At 72.0% G+C, this 21416-nt stretch carries 18 protein-coding genes; 11 read left to right on the top strand and 7 right to left on the bottom strand.

Going from position 1 to position 21416, the window contains the following annotated elements; all coding sequences use genetic code 11:
• Positions 1 to 77: 77 nt before the first annotated feature.
• From AQJ66_RS32250 to AQJ66_RS32230, 5 genes are all read right to left on the bottom strand, one after another.
• Positions 78 to 1328, bottom strand: coding sequence for a cytochrome P450 family protein (locus AQJ66_RS32250; protein ID WP_061929029.1), 1251 nt, complete (start codon positions 1326 to 1328; stop codon positions 78 to 80).
• A gap of 71 nt (positions 1329 to 1399) precedes the next feature.
• Positions 1400 to 2632, bottom strand: a complete 1233-nt coding sequence (locus AQJ66_RS32245; protein ID WP_061929027.1) for an acyl-CoA dehydrogenase family protein — start codon at positions 2630 to 2632, stop codon at positions 1400 to 1402.
• 48 nt (positions 2633 to 2680) lie between these two features.
• Positions 2681 to 4051, bottom strand: a complete 1371-nt coding sequence (locus AQJ66_RS32240; RefSeq protein ID WP_061929025.1) for a condensation domain-containing protein — start codon at positions 4049 to 4051, stop codon at positions 2681 to 2683.
• Positions 4052 to 4109: 58 nt separating this feature from the next.
• Positions 4110 to 4319, bottom strand: a complete 210-nt coding sequence (locus tag AQJ66_RS32235; protein WP_061929023.1) for an MbtH family NRPS accessory protein — start codon at positions 4317 to 4319, stop codon at positions 4110 to 4112.
• Positions 4316 to 6097, bottom strand: coding sequence for a non-ribosomal peptide synthetase (locus AQJ66_RS32230; RefSeq protein WP_244162997.1), 1782 nt, complete (start codon positions 6095 to 6097; stop codon positions 4316 to 4318). The genes AQJ66_RS32235 and AQJ66_RS32230 overlap by 4 nt, the downstream gene beginning before the upstream one ends.
• 236 nt (positions 6098 to 6333) lie before the next feature.
• Between AQJ66_RS32230 and AQJ66_RS32225 the strand changes: the two genes are divergently transcribed.
• The 11 genes from AQJ66_RS32225 to AQJ66_RS32175 all read left to right on the top strand — a co-directional run bounded on the left by AQJ66_RS32225 (position 6334) and on the right by AQJ66_RS32175 (position 19395).
• Positions 6334 to 7629: an acyltransferase family protein gene (locus AQJ66_RS32225; RefSeq protein WP_061929021.1), complete on the top strand. Its 1296-nt coding sequence runs from the start codon at positions 6334 to 6336 to the stop codon at positions 7627 to 7629.
• Between the two features lie 181 nt (positions 7630 to 7810).
• Positions 7811 to 8599 carry an alpha/beta fold hydrolase gene (locus AQJ66_RS32220; protein WP_061929019.1) on the top strand — a complete coding sequence of 263 codons (789 nt, stop codon included), beginning with the start codon at positions 7811 to 7813 and terminating at the stop codon, positions 8597 to 8599.
• A 208-nt stretch (positions 8600 to 8807) separates the two neighbouring features.
• Positions 8808 to 10913, top strand: a complete 2106-nt coding sequence (locus AQJ66_RS32215) for an MMPL family transporter (RefSeq protein ID WP_061929017.1) — start codon at positions 8808 to 8810, stop codon at positions 10911 to 10913.
• 134 nt (positions 10914 to 11047) lie between these two features.
• On the top strand, positions 11048 to 12052 hold the full coding sequence (locus AQJ66_RS32210; RefSeq protein ID WP_244163004.1) for a methyltransferase: 1005 nt from the start codon (positions 11048 to 11050) through the stop codon (positions 12050 to 12052).
• A complete protein-coding gene (locus AQJ66_RS32205; RefSeq protein ID WP_061929015.1) occupies positions 12049 to 13290 on the top strand; it encodes a cytochrome P450 in 1242 nt (413 codons plus the stop codon). Before AQJ66_RS32210 ends, AQJ66_RS32205 begins: the two co-directional genes overlap by 4 nt.
• 240 nt (positions 13291 to 13530) lie before the next feature.
• Entirely contained in the window at positions 13531 to 14202 is a 672-nt protein-coding gene (locus tag AQJ66_RS32200; protein ID WP_061929013.1) for a flavodoxin family protein, read from the top strand.
• Complete coding sequence (locus tag AQJ66_RS32195; RefSeq protein WP_061929011.1) at positions 14199 to 15641, top strand: phenylacetate--CoA ligase family protein; 1443 nt, start codon at positions 14199 to 14201, stop codon at positions 15639 to 15641. The genes AQJ66_RS32200 and AQJ66_RS32195 overlap by 4 nt, the downstream gene beginning before the upstream one ends.
• Positions 15642 to 15658: 17 nt before the next feature.
• Positions 15659 to 17137, top strand: coding sequence for an anthranilate synthase component I family protein (locus tag AQJ66_RS32190; protein WP_061929009.1), 1479 nt, complete (start codon positions 15659 to 15661; stop codon positions 17135 to 17137).
• Positions 17134 to 17787, top strand: coding sequence for an anthranilate synthase component II (locus AQJ66_RS32185; protein ID WP_244162996.1), 654 nt, complete (start codon positions 17134 to 17136; stop codon positions 17785 to 17787). Before AQJ66_RS32190 ends, AQJ66_RS32185 begins: the two co-directional genes overlap by 4 nt.
• A gap of 95 nt (positions 17788 to 17882) precedes the next feature.
• Positions 17883 to 19190: a phenylacetate--CoA ligase family protein gene (locus tag AQJ66_RS32180; RefSeq protein WP_061929007.1), complete on the top strand. Its 1308-nt coding sequence runs from the start codon at positions 17883 to 17885 to the stop codon at positions 19188 to 19190.
• Positions 19162 to 19395, top strand: a complete 234-nt coding sequence (locus AQJ66_RS32175) for a DUF6052 family protein (protein ID WP_061929005.1) — start codon at positions 19162 to 19164, stop codon at positions 19393 to 19395. The genes AQJ66_RS32180 and AQJ66_RS32175 overlap by 29 nt, the downstream gene beginning before the upstream one ends.
• Before the next feature lie 220 nt (positions 19396 to 19615).
• Here AQJ66_RS32175 and AQJ66_RS40735 read toward each other — a convergent pair whose 3' ends face one another.
• Positions 19616 to 19744, bottom strand: a complete 129-nt coding sequence (locus tag AQJ66_RS40735; RefSeq protein WP_279617347.1) for a hypothetical protein — start codon at positions 19742 to 19744, stop codon at positions 19616 to 19618.
• Between the two features lie 210 nt (positions 19745 to 19954).
• Positions 19955 to 21361, bottom strand: coding sequence for an extracellular solute-binding protein (locus tag AQJ66_RS32170; RefSeq protein WP_061929003.1), 1407 nt, complete (start codon positions 21359 to 21361; stop codon positions 19955 to 19957).
• Positions 21362 to 21416 lie beyond the last annotated feature (55 nt).

Genomic DNA, 21416 nt, shown 5'->3' with positions numbered 1-21416 from the left:
GCCGCCGGCCGGCGGCACCGCAGCGCGAAAGGCCGCCCGCGACGAGACGTCCCGGACGGCCCTTCGGCGCGCGCGGCTCAGCGGACGCCCGCGCCCGCGGGCACCCTCGCGGTCAGCCGCACGGGCAGGCTGCGGTGGCCGTTCATGATGAACGTGGGCAGCGGCTGCAGCGCGTCACGTTCGACGGCCAGCTCCAGGTCGGGGAAGCGCTCGAACAGCCGGGACAGGCCGGTCGTGGCCACCAGACGGGCGATGCCCGCGCCCATGCAGTAGTGCGGGCCGAATCCGAACGACAGGTGGGACTTGTCGGTCCGCGTGAGGTCGAAAGTCTCCGGTGCCTCGGCGTGCAGCGCGGGGTCGCGGCCCACCGCCGCGTAGTTCACGAGGATCGGGTCGCCCTTCGGGATGGTCACCCCGTCCAGCTCGATGTCCTCCGCCGCGTACCGCAGCGGCAGATGCGCCAGCGGCGACTCCACCCGCAGCGTCTCGTCGATCACGTCGTCCCAGGTGGCGCGTCCGGAACGGACCAGCTCCAGCTGGGAGCGGTCGCTCAGCAGCGCGGTGATGGCGTTGTCGAAGAAGTTGATCGTGGTCTCCGAGCCGGCTCCGAGGATCGCGAAGATCGTGTCGGTCAGCTCGTCCTCGGACAGCCGCGAACCGTCCTCGTCGCGGGCGGCGACCAGGTCGCTGGTGATGTCCTCACCCGGCTCGCGCCGCTTGTCGGCTATCAGCTCGGCCATCGCGCCGCGCCAGCCCGCCAGCACGGCCTGGGCCTGCTCGGGGGTGATGGTGGTGTCCACCATCGCGTCGATGACCTTGGCGGTCTTGGCGCGGGCCTCCTCCGGCATCCCGATCAGATCGGCCACGAGCCGGGCCGGCAGCGGGTAGGCGAACCGCTCGCGCAGGTCCACCGTCTCGCCCGGCTTCACCTGCTCCAGCGCGTCCAGCAGCTGGTCGGTCAGCTCCTCCACACGCGGCCGGAACGCCTCGGCGCGGCGCGGAGTGAACGCCGCGCCGACCAGCTTGCGCAGCCGCACGTGGTTCTTGCCGTAGGCCGTCACCATGTTGTCCATCGCGACCCAGCTGATCAGCTCCCAGTCCGGCGGCACCTCACCGTTGACGAAGGCCGGCCAGTGGGTCCGGGCGCTCTTGGTCACGCGCGGGTCGGCGAGCACCTGCTTGATCACCGCGTGGCCGTTCAGCGACCAGGCGAACACACCACCCGGCAGTTCCACCCGGGTCGCCGGGCCCTGGGCCCGCAGGGCCGCGGCCTCGCCGTGGATGTCGCGGCCGGTGGTGTCGAGGGCGAAGGGGCAGCCTTGTTCCATGGGTTCATCCCGATCTGTCGGACGTGGACTCGTATGCGAATGCGGTGTCCAGGGGCGCAGCGCGGCGGCACTCACCGGACGCCGGTGCCGAAGTGCGCCTGGGCCAGCTCGCGGTTGGCGAGCGAGGAGAGGAAGACGCCGTTCCCGGCGTGGCTGTGCAGTGTGGACAGGTCGCGCCAGACCCGCTCGATACGCTCCCCGGCCCGCACCGAGCTGGACCCCGCGGTCGGGAACAGCTGACCCTCGACCGCCCGCCAGGCAAGCCGCACGGCCTCCCGGCTGATGGTGGCCAGCCGCAGCTCCTCCTCACGGGTGAAGGCCGCCGCATCCTTCCGGCACAGGTCCTGCCACTGCTGTGTGGCGTGCAGCACCGCCGCCTCGGCCGCGGCGATCATGCCGGTCGCCTCGCCGTAGCGGAACTGGAAGTCGGGATCCTCGGTGCGCGGCACGATGGGGAAGAACGCCGTCGTCCGGGAGCGCATCAGCTCCTCGTACGCGTCCAGCGCGCCCTTGGCCATGCCCACCGCGAGCACACCGAGCTCCAGCAGCATGAAGCTGAGCGGACCGCCGCCGTACTCGGGACCGTGCAGACGGCGACCCGGGAGGTCCTCGGTGACCGCCATCTGGCTCAGGTGCCCGCCGAGCGTGTGGTTGCCGGGCACCCGGCCGCCCTCGATCCGGATGCTGTGCGAGCCGCTGCCCTTGAGGCCGAGCTGGGCACCCCAGTCGTCCAGGCGCTCGAACTGCTCGCGCGGGACGATGAACAGCATCGGCGCGGGCGGCTCGCCCTCGCCCCGGGCCACCAGGGTGTGGCCGATGAAGTGGGTGGCGTAGGGGGCGCCGGAGCAGTAGCTCCAGGTGCCGTCGAGCAGCCAGCCGCCCTCGCCGTCGGGCCGGGCGGAGCCCGCCGGGGCGACCGTCGCGGGGCAGATGAAGTCGCCGCCGGCGAACAGCTCCGCCTGGGTGGCCTCGTCGAACAGGGTGCCCACCACCAGCGCGTGCGCCGCGCCGAAGAGGTACATCCAGCCGGTCGACGGGCAGCCGCGGGCCAGCGCCATGGAGACCTTCACGAAAGTCTCCGGGCCGAACTCGTAGCCGCCGTAACGGCGCGGTACGAGGATCCGGTAGAAGCCGGCGCGAGCGAAGGCCTCGTGCGTGTCCTCGGCGTAGAAGCCGCGCCGCTCGGTCTCGGCCTGCCGCTCGACCAGGGTCGCGGCCAGGGCCTCGGCCCGGGCGACGATCTCCTCGGGGGTCAGGCCGGGCTCCGGGGGAGCCACAGGGGCGAAGGGGGCCAGGGTAGTCATCGTCGATCGGTCCTCTTGGCGTCGGAAGGGAGGCTCGGCTCCCGCGGGTCAGTCCAGCGGGGTGTGGGGCGCGTCGGCCAGCGTGCTCAGCAGCTCGCGGAAGCGGGCCACCAGGTCGGCCGCGGTGGACTCGTCGAAGCGGTGGTGGTCGAACTTCAGGCTTCCGGCGAGCTGCCCGTTCGGGAGCACGTCCATCGCCCACAGGCCGCCGTCCGGGATGGCCGAGCTGACCTGCTGCGAACGGGTCCGGTGCCGGATCTCGGCGAACTCCGGGCCGCCGGCGTCCGATCCCTCCATCGGGAACGCGGTCTGCAGCACCTCGAACGCGACGACGGCGAGGGATCCGTCGGCGAACGGCGCGAGCAGCTCGGGGCTGTCCTCGGCGATCCTGGCGAAGGGAATCTCGTGCTGGTAGGCGCCCACGCAGGCCTCGCGGGCCCGGCCCAGCACCTCGCCCACGGTGGCGCAGCCGGTGGTGTCGATCCGGACGGGCACGAAGTTGAAGAACGGACCGACCGCGTCCATGAACCGCTCCTCGTAGCGGCCCGAGGAGAAGGTCGGGAAGACCACGTCGGTGGTGCCGGTGCGCTCGCGCAGCAGCACGCTGTAGGCGGCGGCCATCACCATGAACGGGGTGCAGCGCTTGTCCCGGGCGGTCCTCAGGACGGCAGAGGACAGCTGCGCGTCGAACACGAACCGGTGCACGCCGTAGGCGCTCGCCAGGTTCTCGTCACGCGGCCGGTCCGAGGTGATGCCGGTGATCCGCGCTCCCGCCAGCCGCTCGCGCCAGTAGCCGCGCGCACGGTCCACCCGGGCGCTCGCGGCGGTCTCCTGCTGCCAGCGGGCGAACTCCCGGTACTGAGCGGCCACGTCCTGCCGGGCCTGCCCGCCGCCCGCCACGCGGGCCGCGTAGGCGGATGCGAGGTCGCGCATGATCACCTGCAGCGACCAGGCGTCGGTGGATGTGTGGTGAGTGGCCAGCACCAGGACCGCGTCGGAGGCGTCGAAGCGGCCCACCGCGGCCCGCAGGTGCGGCAGTTCACGCACGTCGAACGGGCGGGCGTCCAGTTCGTTCAGGAACTCCTCGGCACGCGCCTCACGCGACGCGCCCTCGCCCAGCTCCCGCACCTCCAGCAGCACCGGTGACGGCGGTTCGATCACCTGGTGGCCGCCCTGCTCGTCGCCGCGCACCGCGGTCCGCAGGATCTCGTGGCGGGCCACGACGTCGTCCAGCGCCTTCTGGAGGGCGACGAGGTCGATCGCGCCGGTGACCCGCCACCCGCACACCAGGGTGTGGCGGTGACCGAACGCACCGTCCGTCCCGCCCTTGTCGAACGCGCGCAGGAACTCCTGGTTGTACGACAGCGGGATGCGCTCGGCGGTGGTCTCCGCCTCCGGCGGTGCGGCGGTGATGCTCACAGTGATCGAGTCCTCTCCGGGTGGTGGGGCGGTGCGCCCGCAGGCGCGGCCGCCGGGTTCAGGCGGCGGTCGCCGCGGCGGCGGGATGGCGGATCGGGGCCCGGGCGATGAAGTCCAGGCATCGCGCGCGGGAAGCCGGGCCGTAGGCGACCGGCCAGCCGGCGGGGGTGTCGAGGTCGGCGGGCCACAGCGAGTGCCGCCCCAGAGTGTTGACGAGGACGACGCAGTCGCGCCCGGCGCCGCCTCCGGGGGCGGGCCGGCCGGTCACCGCGCCGCCTCCGCGAGTCCGTCCGCCTGGGCGATTTCCTCCATATGGCGATCCAGCTCGGCGACCGTCGGATGGTTCAGCACGTCACCGACGGAGATCTCGTAGCCCAGTTCGGCCTCGATGCGCGAGGCCAGGCGTACGGCCTGCAGCGACTCGCCGCCGAGGGCGAAGAAATCGTCGTCCACGCCCACGCCGGGGACGCCGAGCACCCGGGAGAACAGCGCGCACAGCGCGTCCTGCCGCGCGCCGGCCGCCGGGGCGGAGCCCGCGGCCGTCTGCGGGGCGGGCGCAGGCAGTGCCGCGCGGTCCAGCTTCCCGTTGGCCGTCAGCGGCAGCCCGGCCAGCTCCACGAACGCGGCGGGCACCATGTAGTCGGGCAGCACGGCGGCGACGGCCGTCCGCAGCCCCGCCTCGTCCAGGCCCGGGGTCTTGGGCACGAGGTACGCGACCAGCCGGCGCTCACCGCCCTCCAGCTCCTGGGCGACGACGGCGGCGTGCGCCACGCCCGGCTGCCGCGCCAGTACGTGCTCCACCTCGGCGGGTTCCACGCGGAAGCCCCGGATCTTGACCTGGTCGCCGACGCGGCCGGCGAACTCAAGGCCCCAGGGGCCGCCGCGCATGAGGTCGCCGGTTCGGTACATCCGCAACCCCGGCGTCCGGGGGTCCTCGACGAAGCGTTCCGCCGTCAGGTCCGGCCGCCCGTGGTAGCCGAGGGCGAGCCGGTCGCCGGCGATGTACAGCTCGCCGATCGCGCCGTCCGCGACCGGTCGCATCCGCTCGTCCAGCAGCCGAGCGTCGACGGTGTCCAGCGGGTGGCCGACGGGGATCACCGCCGTCGGCTCGTAGGGCGCGGTGAGGGTGGCGCAGGCGGCGAACGAGGACACCTCGGTGGCGCCGTACATGGCACGCACGACGAGGTCCGGGCAGGCGTCCAGGACGCGCTTGACGGCCGTCGGGGAGATGACGTCCCCTCCGGTGAGGACCTCGCGCACGGAGGCGAAGCTGTCCGGGGCCTCGTCGGCGAAGAGGCGGAACAGACCGGCGGTGACGTGCAGTGCGGTGATGTCGTGCGCGCTGATGAGCCGGCGCACCGTGCGCACGTCCAGGTCGCCCGGCGGCGGCAGCACGATCTGACCGCCCCGCAGCAGCGGGACCCACAGCTCGTAGGTGGAGACACCGAAGGCGTACGGGGCGAGCGCCAGGATCCGCCGGTGCGCCTCCCCGTCCCAGCAGGAGTCGTCGGCCAGGCCGAGGACGCCGCGGTGGGGGACCTCGACGCCCTTCGGCTCACCGGTGGAGCCGGACGTGTGGATCACGTAGGCCGGCGCGTTCGGGCCGACCGGGACATCCGGGTCGGTGCTGGGTGCCTCGGCTGTGGCCCGGTCGCCGGCGGGCAGGATCACCCGGCGGGTGCGGGGCAGCCCGCGCGCCTCGCTCGACAGGTCGGTGAGCAGCACGGGGGAGCCGGCCCGATCCATGATCTGCTGCATCCGCGGCAGCGGATAGGCGCTGTGCAGCGGCAAGTAGAAGGCGCCGGCCTTGAGAGCGGCGAGGATCGCCACCACCACGTCGGGGGAGCGTTCCATCAGCACCGCGACCGGATCCCCGGGTTCGACACCTGCCTGGAGCAGGCGGTGGGCGAGCCGATTGGCCCGCTCGTCCAGCTGACGGTAGGTCAGCCTCAGGTCACCCGCCGACACCGCCACCGCGTCCGGCGTCCGGCGCGCCTGCGCGGCGAAACGTTCGTGAATCGAGGTGGAACCCATCGTGTTGTCCAATCGCTCGTCCCTGCCGAGGGCAGCCCGCACGCAGGCGGCCTGACGGGTCAGCCGGAACGGTCACACAGGCTCGACGCGCGCTGCATCTCCTGGATTGCCGTGCGTCACAGGGCCGTTGGCGACCCACCGGAAGGGGCGCGGAGGGCCCCGGCAACACAGCACGGCAGGAGATGGCGCGGCATTCACGCCATGCCCATGCTGAACAAGCCATCGAGACGCAGAGGAGCTTCGTCGCAGTGAATGCCAAGCGGGCCGCGGCACCGGCCCATCAGACCAAGCGCGTCGGGGGCCTCGACGGTGTCCGCGCGCTGTGTGCCCTCGGAGTGGCGGCCGTCCACACGTCCTTCGCCGCCGGAGTCATGGGTGCCTACACGGCGAAGCCGGGCAACCCGGCCCTGGCCGACCTGCTGGCGGGTATGCGGCCGCTGGCGCTCGGCCCGTTCTTCGTCCTGTCCGGCATGCTGCTCTACCGGCCCTTCGCCCGCTGGAGCCTCGGCGCCGGAGAGCGCCCCAAGATCGGGCCCTTCCTCGCCAAGCGCGCGGCGCGGCTGTGGCCCGCCTACATCCTGCTCTCCCTTGTCTGCGTGTTCCTGCTCAACTTCCAGGCCGTCCACAGCGTGTGGTACGTGCTGCGACCGATCCTGATGCTCCAGGTGTACGACTACACGTGGATCGCCGGCATGGACCCGGCCTGGACCGTCCCGGCCGAGATGCAGTACTACCTCGCGCTGCCCCTGCTCGCCCTGCTGATGCACTGGCTGGCCCGCGGCACGGACGACCCGGTGCGCAAGGTGCGCCGCATGTCCGTCCCGCTCGTGCTGATCACGGCCGGATCGGCCGTGTGGACGTGGTACATCCACCGACCGCAGATGGGCATCTACCCCAACGAGTACTGGTGGCCGCTGGGTGTGGGCGGAGCCTTCGCCCTCGGCATGGGGATGGCCCTCCTGCACGTCCTCGCAGAGCTGCGGCCCGACCGCAAGCCCGCTCTGTACCGCGTCGCTGCCAACCACCCGCTGCTGTTCTGGATCGGCGCGGCGGCCGTCTACGCCTTCAACTGCACCCAGCCCTTCGGCCGCCCCGGCTACGGTGACTACGAGGGCGTGGGCCTCGCCCTGACCCAGTACTTCCTGCTGCTGGTCTTCTCCTACCTGATGGTGATGCCGCTCTCGATCCCCGGTGCCAAGTCCCGGGTCGTCGACGCGATCGTCGCCAACCCCGTCTCGCGCTACCTCGGCCGTATCTCCTACGGCATCTACCTGTGGCACTTCGCGATCATGTACTTCTGGTTCCAGACGGGCAGCGTCTTCGGCACCCAGCCGGGACTGATGAACCAACTGCGGGGCACGATCGGCTTCCCCGAGCTGATGACCGCGGTGCTCGTCGGCAGCATCCTGGCGGCCACCGCGAGCCACTACCTCATCGAACGTCCGATCGTGAACGCCGTCGGCCGCTGGGCCGCCCGCAGGAACGGCACCACCCAGACCGCCGTCACCACGCGGGACGCCTACACCGTCGCCGGACCGCGCTGACCGGCGTACGAGCCCGAACCACCTGCCCCGGAGACCCGTCGGTCTCCGGGGCTCGGCGCGCCCCGGTGCGGACGCAGCAATTCCGAAGATGCGCCGCATCCCCCGACGTCAGCACCCTGGGTGGGCACACCAACCCGACACCCGCCCGCCCAGCCCGGCGCCCATGTCCTTCAGGAGAACAATGAACACAGTTCAGTCCGCCGACGGCACCACGATCGCCTACGACCGCTCCGGCGAGGGCGAACCGCTGATCCTCATCGGCGGTTCCTTCAGCGAGCGGGCGCATCCGACCATGACGCAGCTGGCCGAGGAACTGGCCCCCCACTTCACTGTCTTCAACTACGACCGCCGCGGCCGCGGGGACAGCGGCGACGCCGCCGAGTACGCCGTGGAACGGGAGATCGAGGACCTCGCGGCGCTCATCGCCGAGGCCGGCGGCTCGGCCAGGGTGTTCGGCCTGTCGGCCGGCGGCGCCCTGGCGTTCAAGGCCGCCGCCGCAGGTCTGCCCATCACGCAGATCGCCGTCTACGACCCGCCGTACGTCGTCGACGAGACAGGACCGCGCCCCCCGGCCGGCTTCACCGCCAAGCTCACCGAGCTCAGCGCCTCCGGACAGCGTGCCGAGGCCGTCGAGTTCTTCATGACCGAGGGCATGGGGGCGCCGGCCGAGGCCGTCGCCGGCATGAAGTTCGCCCCGTTCTGGGCGGGCCTCGAGGCCCTGGCGCACACGCTGCCGTACGACACGACCATCGTCGGCGACGACTTCGCCCTGCCGACCGAGGACCTGGCCTCCGTCGCCGTCCCGGTGTTCGTGGTGCACGGCGGCGAGGCGGACGCATGGCTGCAGGCCTCTGCCAAGGCGGTCACCGCTGCCCTGCCGGACGCCCGCCTGCACGCGCTGCCCGGTCAGGGCATCGCCGTGGAACCGGCCGTCCTCGCGCCCGAGCTGAAGAACTTCTTCACCAACTGAGGCCGCCGGAGCCCGACCCCGGCTCGACTGGCCGGGCGGCACCGCGCAGCGCCCGTGGAGCGCGGCTCCACGGGCGCTGCGGCATGCGCACACACAGCAATCCGGAAGATGCGCTCCCGGATGAACGGCCGGGACGATGAAACGTCCCCGCCGTGCGGCCCGCGTCGCGCCCGGCCGCGGAACCTTCCCCCCTGAAGGAGAGATCTCCATGCGAGCATGGCTCGAGCGAGCCGTCGGCGTGCCCGGCGGCCGTCGCGGAAAATGGCTCGTCCTCGTGACCTGGCTGATCGCGGTGATGGCGCTCGGCGCGCTCGCCGGCAAGCTCAGCGAGGTCCAGGACACCAGCGCCAACGCGTTTTTGCCACGCGGCGCCGAATCGGCCCGAGTGAACACGGAGCTGGAGAAGTTCCGCACCGACGACCTGACCTCCGCCGTCGTCGTCTACAGCGGCCACGACGCGCTGAGCGAGCAGGCCCGGTCCAAGGTCCAGGCCGACCGCGCCGCGTTCGTGAAGATCGCAGCCGAGGGACGGCAGGTGCCGCCGGCCGTCGCGTCCGAGGACGGCAAGGCCCTCATGGTCGTCGTCCCGCTGCCCGGCAAGGAGCAGTCGGTCGTCGCCGACAAGATCGCCGAACTGCGCCGCATCGCCGACGCCCACGCCCCGCCCGGGCTGGACGCCAAGGTCGGCGGCCCCGCCGGGTCGCTCGCCGACGCCTTCACCGTCTTCGACAACCTCGACGGCACGCTGATGATGGCCACGGGCCTCATCGTCGTCGTCCTGCTGCTGCTCACCTACCGCAGCCCCGTTCTGTGGCTCTTCCCCGCGCTCGCCGTCGGCTTCGCCTCCGTGCTGACCCAGGCCGGCACCTATCTCCTCGCCAAGGAAGCGGGCCTGCAGGTCGACCCGCAGAGCTCGGGCGTGCTGATGGTTCTGGTCTTCGGCGTGGGAACCGACTACGCGCTGCTCCTCATCGCCCGCTACCGCGAGGAACTGCACCGCAACGCCGACCGCCACACCGCTATGCAGGCCGCCCTGCGCCGCAGCGGGCCCGCCGTCCTCGCCTCCGCCGGCACCGTCGCGATCGGACTGGCCTGCCTCGCCTTCGCCGACATCAACTCCTCCCGCTCCATGGGCCTGGTCGGTGTGATCGGCGTCCTGTGCGGCTTCCTCGCGATGGTGACGATCCTGCCGGCCCTGCTCGTCATCGCCGGCCGCTGGGTCTTCTGGCCGCTCGTGCCGCGCGAGGGTGCGCCCGCCCGCGCCACCCGCCCGGTGTGGGAGCGCGTCGGCCGGATCGTCGCGGCCCGGCCCCGCGCCTCGTGGATCACGTCGCTGGCCGTCACCGGCGCCCTCGCCCTCGGCGCCCTGGGCCTGAACATGGGCCTCAGCCAGACCGACTGGTTCGCGAACAAGCCGGAGTCGGTCGTCGCCCAGGAGAAGCTCTCGCAGCACTTCCCGTCCGGCTCGGCCGACCCGGCGACGATCATCGTGAAGACGCCGGACGCGTCCGAGGCCGTCCGTGCCGCCCGCGGCACGAAGGGAGTCGTCGCGGTCAGCACCGTCGGCCGCACCCCGGACGGCACCCTCACTCAGCTGGCCGCCGTCCTGCCCGGCACCCCCGACAGCGCCGCCGCCCAGCACACCGTCGAGGCCCTGCGGCAGCGGGTCGACGGACTCGTGGGCGGCACCGCGGCCCAGACCCTGGACAAGGAGAACGCCGCCTCACGCGACCTCGATGTCGTCGTGCCCCTGGTACTGCTCGTCGTCCTGCTGGTACTGGTGTGGCTGCTGCGCGCGCTGGTCGCGCCGCTCGTCCTGCTGGCGACGGTCGTCGTGTCGTACTTCGCCGCCCTCGGCGCCTCGAACCTGCTGTTCGACCACGTCATGGGCTACCCCGGCGTCGACTGGACGGTCCCGCTGCTGGGCTTCGTCTTCCTCGTCGCCCTCGGCATCGACTACAACATCTTCCTGATGCACCGGGTGAAGCAGGAGACTGCCCGGCACGGCCATACCAGGGGGATCCTGACCGGCCTGAGCAGCACCGGGGGAGTCATCAGCTCGGCCGGTCTGGTGCTCGCCGCGACCTTCGCGGTGTTCGCCGGGCTGCCCCTGGTGGCGATGGCCCAGATGGGCTTCGTCGTCTGCATCGGTGTCCTGATCGACACCTTCCTCGTCCGCACGATCATGGTCCCGGCGCTCGCCCTGGACCTCGGCCCGCGCTTCTGGGCGCCGGGCCGGTTGTCCGAGAGCCGTACGGCCGCGGTGGCGCAGGCCTCGGAACCGGAGCGCCGGCACACGCTCGAGAACGTCTGACGAGGGCGCGCCGACCATCCGTCTCCGTCCCCGAGTCAGCAGCGCAACAAGGGAGATGGCCTGCGACTGCCCGTGCGCAACGATGAAGCCACGGGCTCCGCAAGGGGCCACCGACCAAGGGAGGACCTGCCGTGTTGGGTGACGGGGACGGCTCGGCCGCCAAACTGTGGGCGATGGCGAGCCTGGGCACGCCGATGGCCGTGCGCGTGGGGGCCACGCTGCGGATCGCCGACCACATCGCCGCGGGCCGCCGCACCGCGGCCGAGCTCGCCGAGGCGGCGGGCGCACACACCGAGGCGCTCGACCGCCTGCTGCGCTATCTCGCCGTCCGGGGCGTCCTGAACCGCGACGACAGCGGGCACTACACCCTGACGTCCCTGGGCGAACCGCTGCGCGAAGACCACCCGGCCGGCATCCGGGCCTGGTTCGACATCGACGGCGCGGGCCGCGGCGAGCTGTCGTTCGTCGAGCTGCTGCACAGCGTCCGCACCGGCGAGGCCGCCTTCCCGGTCCGCTACGGACGCGAGTACTGGGAGGACCTGACCGCCGACCCCGACCGCGTCGCCTCCTTCAACAAGCTCCTCGGGGCCGACGTGGCCGAACGGGCACCGGGTGTGGTCGCCGGGTTCGACTGGGCGTCGCTGGGCCATGTCGTCGACGTCGGCGGCGGCGACGGCTCCCTGCTGTCCGAGCTGCTGCGGGCCAACCCCGGCCTGCGGGGCACGGTCGTCGACCTGCCCGAGACCGCCCGCACCGCCAAGGAGCGGTTCGCCGCCGCCGGGCTGGGGGACCGCGCCGACGCCGTCGCCGGAAGCTTCTTCGACCCGCTGCCCCCGGGCGCGGGCGGCTATGTGCTCTCGCTGGTTCTCCACGACTGGGACGACGAACCCGCCACCGCCATCCTGCGGCGCTGCGCCGAGGCGGCCGGCCCGGACGGTTCGGTCCTCGTCATCGAGACCGTCGGCTCCGGCGGGCATACCCCGCACACCGGCATGGACCTGCGCATGCTCTGCGTGTACGGCGCCAAGGAGCGGGGCGTCGCCGAATTCTCCGCGCTCGGCGCCGCCGCCGGACTCGACGTGGTCGCGGTCCACCCCGCGGGACCGTCCGTGATCATCGAGCTGGCCGCGGCCCGATGAGCCGGCGTCCGGGCATCGCGACGACGGCCGAGGAAGCCTGGGCGGCCCTGGCGACGCACCGCGGCCGCCAGGACCCCTACCCCCTGTACGAGGCCGTCCGGTCCCACGGCCCGGCTGTCTGGCTCGGGCCCAAGAAGCTCGTCGTCGTCGGCTACGAGGAGTGCGACCACGCACTGCGCGACACCCGCCTCCACGTACAGGACGCCGCCCGGTACGACGCCTCCGCGCCAGGGTGGCGGGACCACTCCTCGCTGCGTGCCTTCACCAGCTCGATGCTGTACAGCAACCCGCCCGACCACGCCCGGCTGCGCACGGTGGCCGGCTTCGCCTTCACCCCGCCGAGGATCCGCCGGCTGCGCTCGGTCATCGAGGAGATGACCGACCGGCTGCTCGACCGCATGGCCGCCCTCGGCACCACCGGAGCGGCCGTCGACCTCATCGCCGAGTTCGCCTCCCGGCTGCCCGTCGCCGTCATCAGCACCATGCTCGGTTTTCCCGAGCGGGACCAGATGTGGTTCCGTGACATGGCCTCCACCATCGCCGTCTCCACGGACGGCTTCCGCGACGCCGCCGCCCTGGAACGCGCCGACCGCGCGATGGACGAGATGACCGCCTACTTCGCCGACCTGGCCGGCCGGCGCCGCCGCGAGCCCCGCGACGATCTCGTCACCCACCTGGTGCACACCCACGACGACGACCCGCGGCGGCTCGGGCACGACGAGCTGATGGGCACCCTGATGGTCCTGCTCACGGCCGGGTTCGAGACGACCAGCTTCCTCGTCGGACACGGTGCGCTGCTCGCCCTGCGACAGCCCACTCTGGCCGAACGACTGTGCGCCGAGCCGGACTTCGTCACCGGCTACGTCGAGGAGATCCTGCGCTTCGAGCCTCCTGTGCACGTCACCAGCCGCTGGGCCGCCGCCGACACCGAGCTGCCCGGCACCACCGTGCCCGCCGGGACCCGGCTGACCCTGATCCTGGCCGCCGCCAACCGCGACGCGCGGCGCTTCGCCGACCCGGACCGGTTCGACCCTGACCGGCGCGACAACCGGCCGCTGAGCTTCGGCGCCGGCGGCCACTTCTGCCTCGGCGCCCCGCTCGCCCGCCTGGAGGCGCAGATCGCGCTGCCCCGGCTGTTCGCCCGGTTCCCCCGTCTGACCGCGGCCGAGCCGCCCGTCTACCGCGACCGCTGGGTCGTCCGCGGCCTCGAGACCTTCCCCGTCGCCGTGACCGCCTGAGCGGCACCCATCCGGCGCGCACCCCCCTTGTGCCGATCTCGCGTACACGCCGGGGCCCCGGCACGCCCCCAACGGGCCCGAGCCCCTACCAGGTCCGGGGCCGTCGGTCCATCCAGCATTTACGAAGATGCCTCGATCCGTGCGGAGACATGACGATTTAAGGGAGTCAACAGGCCGAGAGCGGCAGGGAAAGTGCTCGCCGAGCATCGGCGCCGGCCGGATCCTTCGAAGGAGACACTCGTGACAGCACGTCTGAAGATCCTCGCCATCAACGGCTCGGAGCGGGACGGCAACACCGCCGACGTCCTCCGGCACGCGGCTTCGATCGCCGAGCAGCGTGGTGTCGACTTCGAGAGCGTCGACCTGCGCACCGTCTGGTTGGAGCGGTGCGGGCCGTGCGGCGACTGCAACGATCGCACGATCCCCTGCGCACTGGCCGACGGAGTGCCCGGAGTCGTGCAGAAGATGATCGACGCGGACGGCATCATCTTCGCCGCACCGGTGCACGGATTCGGCACCGCCAGCCTGATGCAGACCTTCATCGAGCGGGCCGGCGTCGGCTATCTGCGCTTCGACCGGCCGCTGAGCAACAAGGTCGCCGGCATCATCTCCGTCGCCCGCCGCTACAGCGCCGGCGAGGTGTGGGCGCAGCTCACCGTCAACGCCCTGCTCAACCGGATGATCCTGGTGGGCAGCGGATTCCCCGCGACGGTGCACGCGTTGCACCGGGGCGACGCGCTCAAGGACGACGAGGGCCTGAAGAACGTCCAGCGCATGGTCGACCGGATGGTCGACATGATCCAGCTGCTCGACGAGCACCGCCGGCTGACAGGCCGCGACGACCTGCTGACCAGCGGCGACGTCAACGAGCGGGTGGGGCTCGCCCTGAACGAGATGCAGGTGCCGGCATGACCACCGCACTGCAGGTCCTGCGGGCCCCCGCGCGCGGCCGGGACCTCGACGATTTCCTGGCCGTCTACCGGAACGTCAGCCGGGGCTTCTACGACGGCACCCTCACCGACGCCGCACTCGCCGACTGGCGCCAGGACCAGCTGACCACCGTCCTGCACCACGTCACCGAACGCTCCCCGTTCTACCGCTGCCACCTGGCGGGTGTGGACATCGACGCCGTCACCCCCGACGACCTGTCGGCGCTGCCCTTCACCACCAAGGACGACCTGCGCCGTGAGATGTACGACGTGCTGTCGGGCCGGGTCGGCGAAGCCAGCATCTACTACGAGACCAACGGAACCACCGGCGCCTCCACGCCGTGCCCGCGCGGTCCGCGGGACATCGCCACCTCCAACGCGGCGGTCGAGGAGGCCTGGCGGCGGCTGCTGCGCTCGCACTTCGGCGACCGCATGCCCGTCGTCGGACTGATGGGGCCCTCCGAACTGTACGCGTTCGGCGACGTGTTCAGCGCCGTCACCGCATCCCTCGACGCCTGCCACGTCAAGATCTGGCCCGAGTCACCCCGGGTCGGTTTCAAGAAGGCGCTGCGCCTGATCGAGGAGCTGAACGTCGAGGTCGTGGTCTGCGCGCCCGCTCTGTGCCTGAGCCTCGCCAAGGCCGCACTGCACTACGGATACGACCTCGCCCGATCGCCGGTGAAGCTGTTCCTGGTGCTCGGCGAGATCTGCACCCCGCAGTTCGCCGCCAACGTCTCCACCGTCTGGCCGCAGGCCGTCGTACGCCCCGCGCTGTACGGCTCCCAGGAGGCGCTGTGCATCGCCACGGGCGCCGACGACGGCCGGCTCCACCTGTCGGCCCCCAACTACCTGACCGAGCTGATCGACCCGGACACCGGCGCCGTACTCGGCGACAGCGGCGAGGGCGAACTGGTGCTCACCATGCTCGTCGACGGGATCAAGCCTCTGATCCGCTACCGTACCGGCGACCTGGTCCGCCTCACCCCCGCGCCGGCCGGCGCGCCGCTGCCGGGACCCGTCGTCGAGGTCGTCGGCCGGGTCGCCGACCGCATCGCGGTCGGCCGGGCCCGGCTCCACCCCGGGCAACTGGAGGCGGCGGTCCTCGACCAGGTGCGCGGCTGCCTCGGCTACCAGGTCGTCATCGACCACACGAGCGACGGCGACGACGAGATCACCGTCCGCATGGACCTGCTGCCCGGGGTCGCCGACCCGGACGCCACCGCCGACGCCGTGGCCGAGCGGCTGCGCGCACTCACCGGCGCCCGGGCACGGGTCGTCATCGAGACCGAACTCGACCCGGTGACCCACACCGGTTCCTTCGTGAGCTGGAAGGCGGCCCGGGTGCTCGATCTGCGGTCGACTCCCGACAGCGCGGCCGTCACCGCCCAGCGGGTCGCGCACCGCTACGCGATCACCACCTGAACTCTAAGGATCCCCCGATGACCGAGCCCCGCACGGCACCGGCCGCGATCCGGGTGACCACCCGGACGCGCCGGCTCCCCGAGGTGCCGATGCTGCCCGCCTACCGCGCCCTCGCCGGGCGCTTCGGCGCCGACAGCGTCTATCTGCTCGAATCGGCGGCGGGCCCGGTCCGCGAGTGCCGCTTCCAGTTCGTGGGCTTCGGCGCACTGCTGTCCGTGGCGGTCACCGACGGAGCCGTCCGCGTCGAGGGCGTCCCCGCGCTGCGCGACCTGCTGACGGAACGCATCCGGCCGCTGCTCACCGAGGACGCCGGCGGCACCCCGCGGCTGCGCGACCTCACCGGCCTGTGGCCGCTGCTGCGCACCGTCCAGGCGCTGTTCGACGCCCCCGGATCGGCGTCCGGCTTCCGGTTCGGCTTCCTCGGCTACTTCGGCTACGACACCGTGCGCTACGTCGAGGACCTGCCCCACCTCATCGAGCAGCGGCCCGACCTGCCCGACGTCCAGCTCGTCCTCCACCAGGCGGTGGTGGTCCGGGACGTCGCCGAAGGCCGCACCGAACTGCTGCTGCACGACTGCGACGCCTGGCCCGCGCTGGACGAGCGGGAGATCACCGCGCTGCTCGAAGGCGCCGAGAGCGCTTATCCCGAACGCGTCGCGGACACCGTCCCCGAGGCGGACGTCAGCGACGACACCGACCCCGAGACGTTCCGCCGCGACGTCGAACGCTGCCTGAAACACATCGCGGTCGGCGACATCTACCAGGTGCAGATCGGCCACGAGCTGACCATGCGCTCCGGCGCGGACCCCGTCGACGTCTACCAGCGGCTGCGCCGCCGCAATGCCTCCCCCTACATGTACCTGGCGAGCGTCGGCGGCCAGTGCGTCATCGGAGCGAGCCCGGAACTGTTCGTCCGGATCGAGGACGGCACCGTCACCATGCGGCCCATCGCCGGGACGCTGCCGCGCAGCGGCGACGACGAGGCGGGCGCCCGGCAACTGCGCTCGGACCCCAAGGAGATCGCCGAGCACACCATGCTGGTGGACCTGTGCCGCAACGACATCGGACGGATCGCCGAGGCCGACTCCCTGCACGTCCCCGACGAGTTCGCCGTCGAACGGTACTCCCACGTCCTGCACCTGGTGTCCACCGTGACCGGACAGGCCGGGGCCGACACGGACGTCTACGACGCGATCGCCGCCCTGTTCCCCGCCGGCACCATGACCGGCACCCCCAAGATCCGCGCCATGGAGATCATCGAGTCCGTCGAACGCAGCCGCCGGGGCCTCTACGCCGGCGCGCTCGGCGTCATCGACGTCGGCGGATACACCAACCTCGCACTGTGCATCCGCACCCTCTTCCACCAGGACGGCGCCTACCGCACGCGCGCCTCGGCGGGCATCGTCGCCGACTCCGCCCCGACGAGCGAGTGGCGCGAGACGCTCGCGAAGATGAGTGCCGCCCACTGGGCGGTCACCGGAAAGGAGCTGCTGTGACGCTTCCGCCCACCGCCACGGCCACTCGCCCCGCGCCGCGGCCGCGCGTCCTGGTGGTCGACGCCTTCGACAGCTTCGTCGACATCCTGCGCCAGTACCTGATGTCCGCCGGCGCCCAACCGGAGATGGTGCGCTCCAACGTCCTGCGGCTGACGGACGTCGAACAGCACCGGCCCGACGCGATTCTGCTCGGGCCCGGCCCCGGCCATCCCGACGACTCCGGGCACGTCGAGATCGTGCGCGCCTTCGCCGGCCGGCTGCCGCTGCTCGGCGTCTGCCTCGGCCACCAGGCCGTCGGCCGCGCCTACGGCGCCCGTGTGGTGCCGGCACAGCGGCTGATGCACGGCAAGGCCAGCCGTGTCGACCACGACGGACGCGGGTTGTTCGCCGGACTGCCGAACCACTTCTCCGCCACCCGGTACCACTCGCTGATCGTGCCCGAGCCCACCGTGCCCGCGGACCTGGAGGTCACCGCCCGCTCCGCCGACGACGGCTATGTGATGGGGTTGCGCCACCGCACCCTCCCCATCGAGTCCGTCCAGTTCCACCCGGAGAGCTTCCGCACCGAGCACGGCATGCGCATGATCTCCAACTTCATGCGCGGTGTACGCGAGTTCGCCGCCGAGAAGGGCCACATCCTGGCGGCCTGAAACGGGCGCCCCGGAAGAGGGCACGGACCGAGATGCCGGGTCCGCCGCGAACATGATGGGCTCGACGGGTCAGTGTCACGCACCCCGGAGGCGACGTGGAGTACTGGAACGGCACAGCGGAGACCATGCCCCGCGAGGAACTCGAGCAGTGGCAGTGGCGCCGGCTGCGGCGCGCCCTGGACCACGCCCGGCACAGTTCCCCCTTCTGGGCAGAGCGGATCCCGGACGGCATCACCTCGATGGCCGACTACACCGAGCGGATGCCCCTGCTGTACAAGGCGGACCTGCTCGCCGCCCAGCAGGCGGCACCCCCGTACGGCACCTGGCCCTCGCTCGACCCGGTGCACGGCGTGCGCCACCACCAGACCAGCGGCACCAGCGGCAACCCCCCGGTGCGCACGTTCGACACCGAACGCGACTGGAAGTGGATCACCGACACGTTCTGTACCGCCCTCTACAACAACGGCGTACGCAGCCACCACAAGGGCCTGGTGTCCTTCGGATACGGCCTGTTCGCCGGCTTCTGGGGCATGCACTACGCCCTCGAACGCCTCGGGTGCACCATCGTCCCGGCCGGCGGCCTGGACTCCCGGACGGTGATCCGGCTGCTCGTCGACTACGGCATCGAGGTGCTCGGCCTCACCCCGAGCTACGCCATGCGGCTGATCGAGACCGCGGGCGAGATGGGTGTGGACCTCGCCCGCGACGCCAACGTGCAGATCATCCTGGCGGGCGCGGAACCGCGCTCGGACTTCACCACACACACCATCGAGCAGGCCTTCGGTGCCCGCGTCTTCAACGCCGCGGGCACCACCGAGTTCGGCGCGGTGTTCATGTTCGAGTGCCCGTCGCGGCGCAACGCCTGCCACATCATCGAGCCGACCGTCATCGAGGAGGTGCTGCACCCCGAGACGAAGCAGCCGGTGGGCTACGGCGAGGAAGGCGTCCGCGTCACCACCGGCCTGTGGCGCGAGAGCATGCAGCTCTTCCGCCACTGGACCGAGGACATCGTGGTCAAGCGGCCCCACAACGAGTGCGGTTGCGGCCGGACCTGGGACTTCCTCGACGGCGGCATCCTGCGCCGCGTCGACGACATGCGCAAGATCCGGGGCGTGTCGGTGACCCCGGTGATGATCGAGGACGTGCTGCGCTCCTTCCCCGAGGTCACCGAGTTCCGCTCGTCCATCCGCACCGTGCGCGGCCTCGACACCGTCCACGTCCAGGCCGAGGCGGGCGGCATCGCCGGCGAGGCCGCGGCGGCCCTGTGCGCACGCATCGCCGGCGAGTTCAAGCGCGAGATCGGTATCCGGCCCCAGGTGGAGCTCGCCCCGCCGGGCAGCCTGCCCCGAACCAAGTGGAAGGCGGCACGACTTCATGACGAACGACACCTCGCTCACGCCTGAGCAGCGGGACGGGCTCCTGGAGAGCTACCGCACCCTGACGGACCTCTGCGCCGCCTGCCGGGTGCCGGCGGTCCAGGCCGCCCTGCGCGGCGCCCTCGCCGAACTGCGCGTCGCCCTGGACGGTCAGGCGGTGGAACTGGACGACTACTACCGCCCGGCCTCGACCGCCTGGTACCAGGCAGCCTCGGACCTCGCGGTGGCCTGAGCCGCGGACGCTCCTGCCGGTGTGCCCGGCGACGAGCAGGACGGGCATCGCGGGAGACGAAGACGCCGGGGTCACCCGGCAGACCGTGTACGAGCGCTCCCGGGAAACACCGGGAGCCGTGGGAGAAGAGACAGCATGAGGAAGATCGTCGCGGGCCTGTTCATGTCGCTCGACGGGGTCGTGGAGGCCCCGGAGAAGTGGAGCATGCCGCGGTGGGCACCTACTCGTCGGTGACGTGCGGGAAGAACGTGCCGCGGCCCAGCAGCACGGTGTCGGCCCTGTCGAAGAGCCTGGTCACTGCCTCGGCTGCCGCTCCGGTGTCGTACGACTGGCTGAACGCGGCTCCCAAGTACGTCGTCTCCTCCAGCCTCACCGCAGATCGCACCCGTCATCGCCGGCTCCGGCCGCACCCTGGCGGGCGGCGAGCAGATTCCCGTGGACCTGAAGGCCACCCGCAGCTTCCCCGACGGGGTCCTCGAAGCTCACTGCACCCCGCGGCGGCGCTGAAAGCCGAAGGGGGGCGGACCGTACCGGCCCGCCCCCCTCTCGTCCGTCGGGGCTACTTCGAGCCCTTCACCGCATCCTCCAGCTGGGCGCCGGTGTAGGCCTCGGCGTCGCGGAAGTACTCCACCCGCAGGCTCTGCGGGTCGCGCACTCCGTTGCCGACGCGGTCCCTCTCGTAGGCGTCGAGGAGTGCCTGCGCCTCGGCCGTGGCCTCGGCGAACCGCTCGGCCACTTCGGCGCCGCGCCGCAGCACGTCGTCCATGGCCCGGGTCATGACGTCCTGGGCGCCGGCGAAGTCGCCGAACAGGGCGCCGCGGCACGGCGGCACGCCCTCGCCCTGGCCCGGCGCGTAGGAGCCGAGCTGCGCGCTGGCCAGACGGTGGGAGGGGTGGGCGTCGAACCAGCCCTCGTCCTCCAGCAGCCGGTAGGACGAGCGGGTGACCGGGACGAAGCTGGAGGCGATGTGCCGGTCGGCGGCGTTGCGCGGGTTGTTCAGGAACTGCATGAAGGCCAGCGCGCCGTCCTCGGTGACCTCGTCGAGGCCGTTCGCCAGCCAGAGCGAGGTGCCCGCGATGATGTTGCCGCCGTACGCCTCGCCCGCACGGCCCGGGAAGCGGCCGACGCTCATCTCGAAGCCCGCGTTCTCGGCGGCCATCGCCATGTAGTTGAGGTCGTTGGACGAGGTGATGCGCAGCGCCACATCCTGGTCGGCGAACGCCTTGATGTTGCCCTCCCAGTCCGGGATCTTCCCGGTGTAGAGGTAGTGGCCCCTGCTGTGCAGCTCCCGCCACCACTCGGCCCAGGTGAGCATCTCCTTCGACGACAGGTCCAGACGGGTCGCCCGGCCCGCGCGGCCGTTGGCGTTGTCGGCCAGTTCGCCGCCCTGCACCGCGAGCGCCTGCTGGAAGAACAGCCCGTGGTTGGACCAGGTGACACCGTGCGACGGGCCGCCTTCCAGGGCCGCGACCGCCTCGCAGGCCGCCTCGATCTCGTCCCACGTCGTGGGCAGCGAGCCGATGCCGGCCTTGTCCAGGACCGTCTGGTTGCCGTAGATCAGCATGGCGGTGACGACGGCGGGCATGGAGGTGAGGTCGCCGTCGACCGAGTAGTACTCGCGCACGGCCGGGATGAGGTCGTCGACGACCACCGGCTCGCCGAGGATCTCGCTGCGGCCCGCGATCGCCTTCTGCACCGAAGCGAACAGCGGCTTGCCGTCGCGGCCGCGCGAGTCGCGGGCCGCCTGGGTGACGGCGAAGTAGTACTCCGCGACGGCCGGGGGACGTCCTTCCTCCGCCGCCTCGGCGATCTGCTGCGACAGGAGCCGGAAGTCACGGCCCTCGATGTTGATCCGGTACTCGGGGTGCGCCTTCTCGAACTCCGCCCCGAGCCGGTGGAGCCGGTCCATGTAGCCGGGGAACGTCAGGTCGGCCACCCAGACGTCGATCACGGTCCTGGCTGTCATGCGGTGCCTCGTCTCTCTTGGTCTGTCGTACTCGAACCGGTCGGGGGCGTTCGCG

The sequence above is a fragment of the Streptomyces bungoensis genome (assembly GCF_001514215.1).
In the GTDB taxonomy this organism is placed as follows: Bacteria; Actinomycetota; Actinomycetes; order Streptomycetales; family Streptomycetaceae; genus Streptomyces; species Streptomyces bungoensis.
This window is presented reverse-complemented; position numbering and strand designations above follow the sequence as displayed.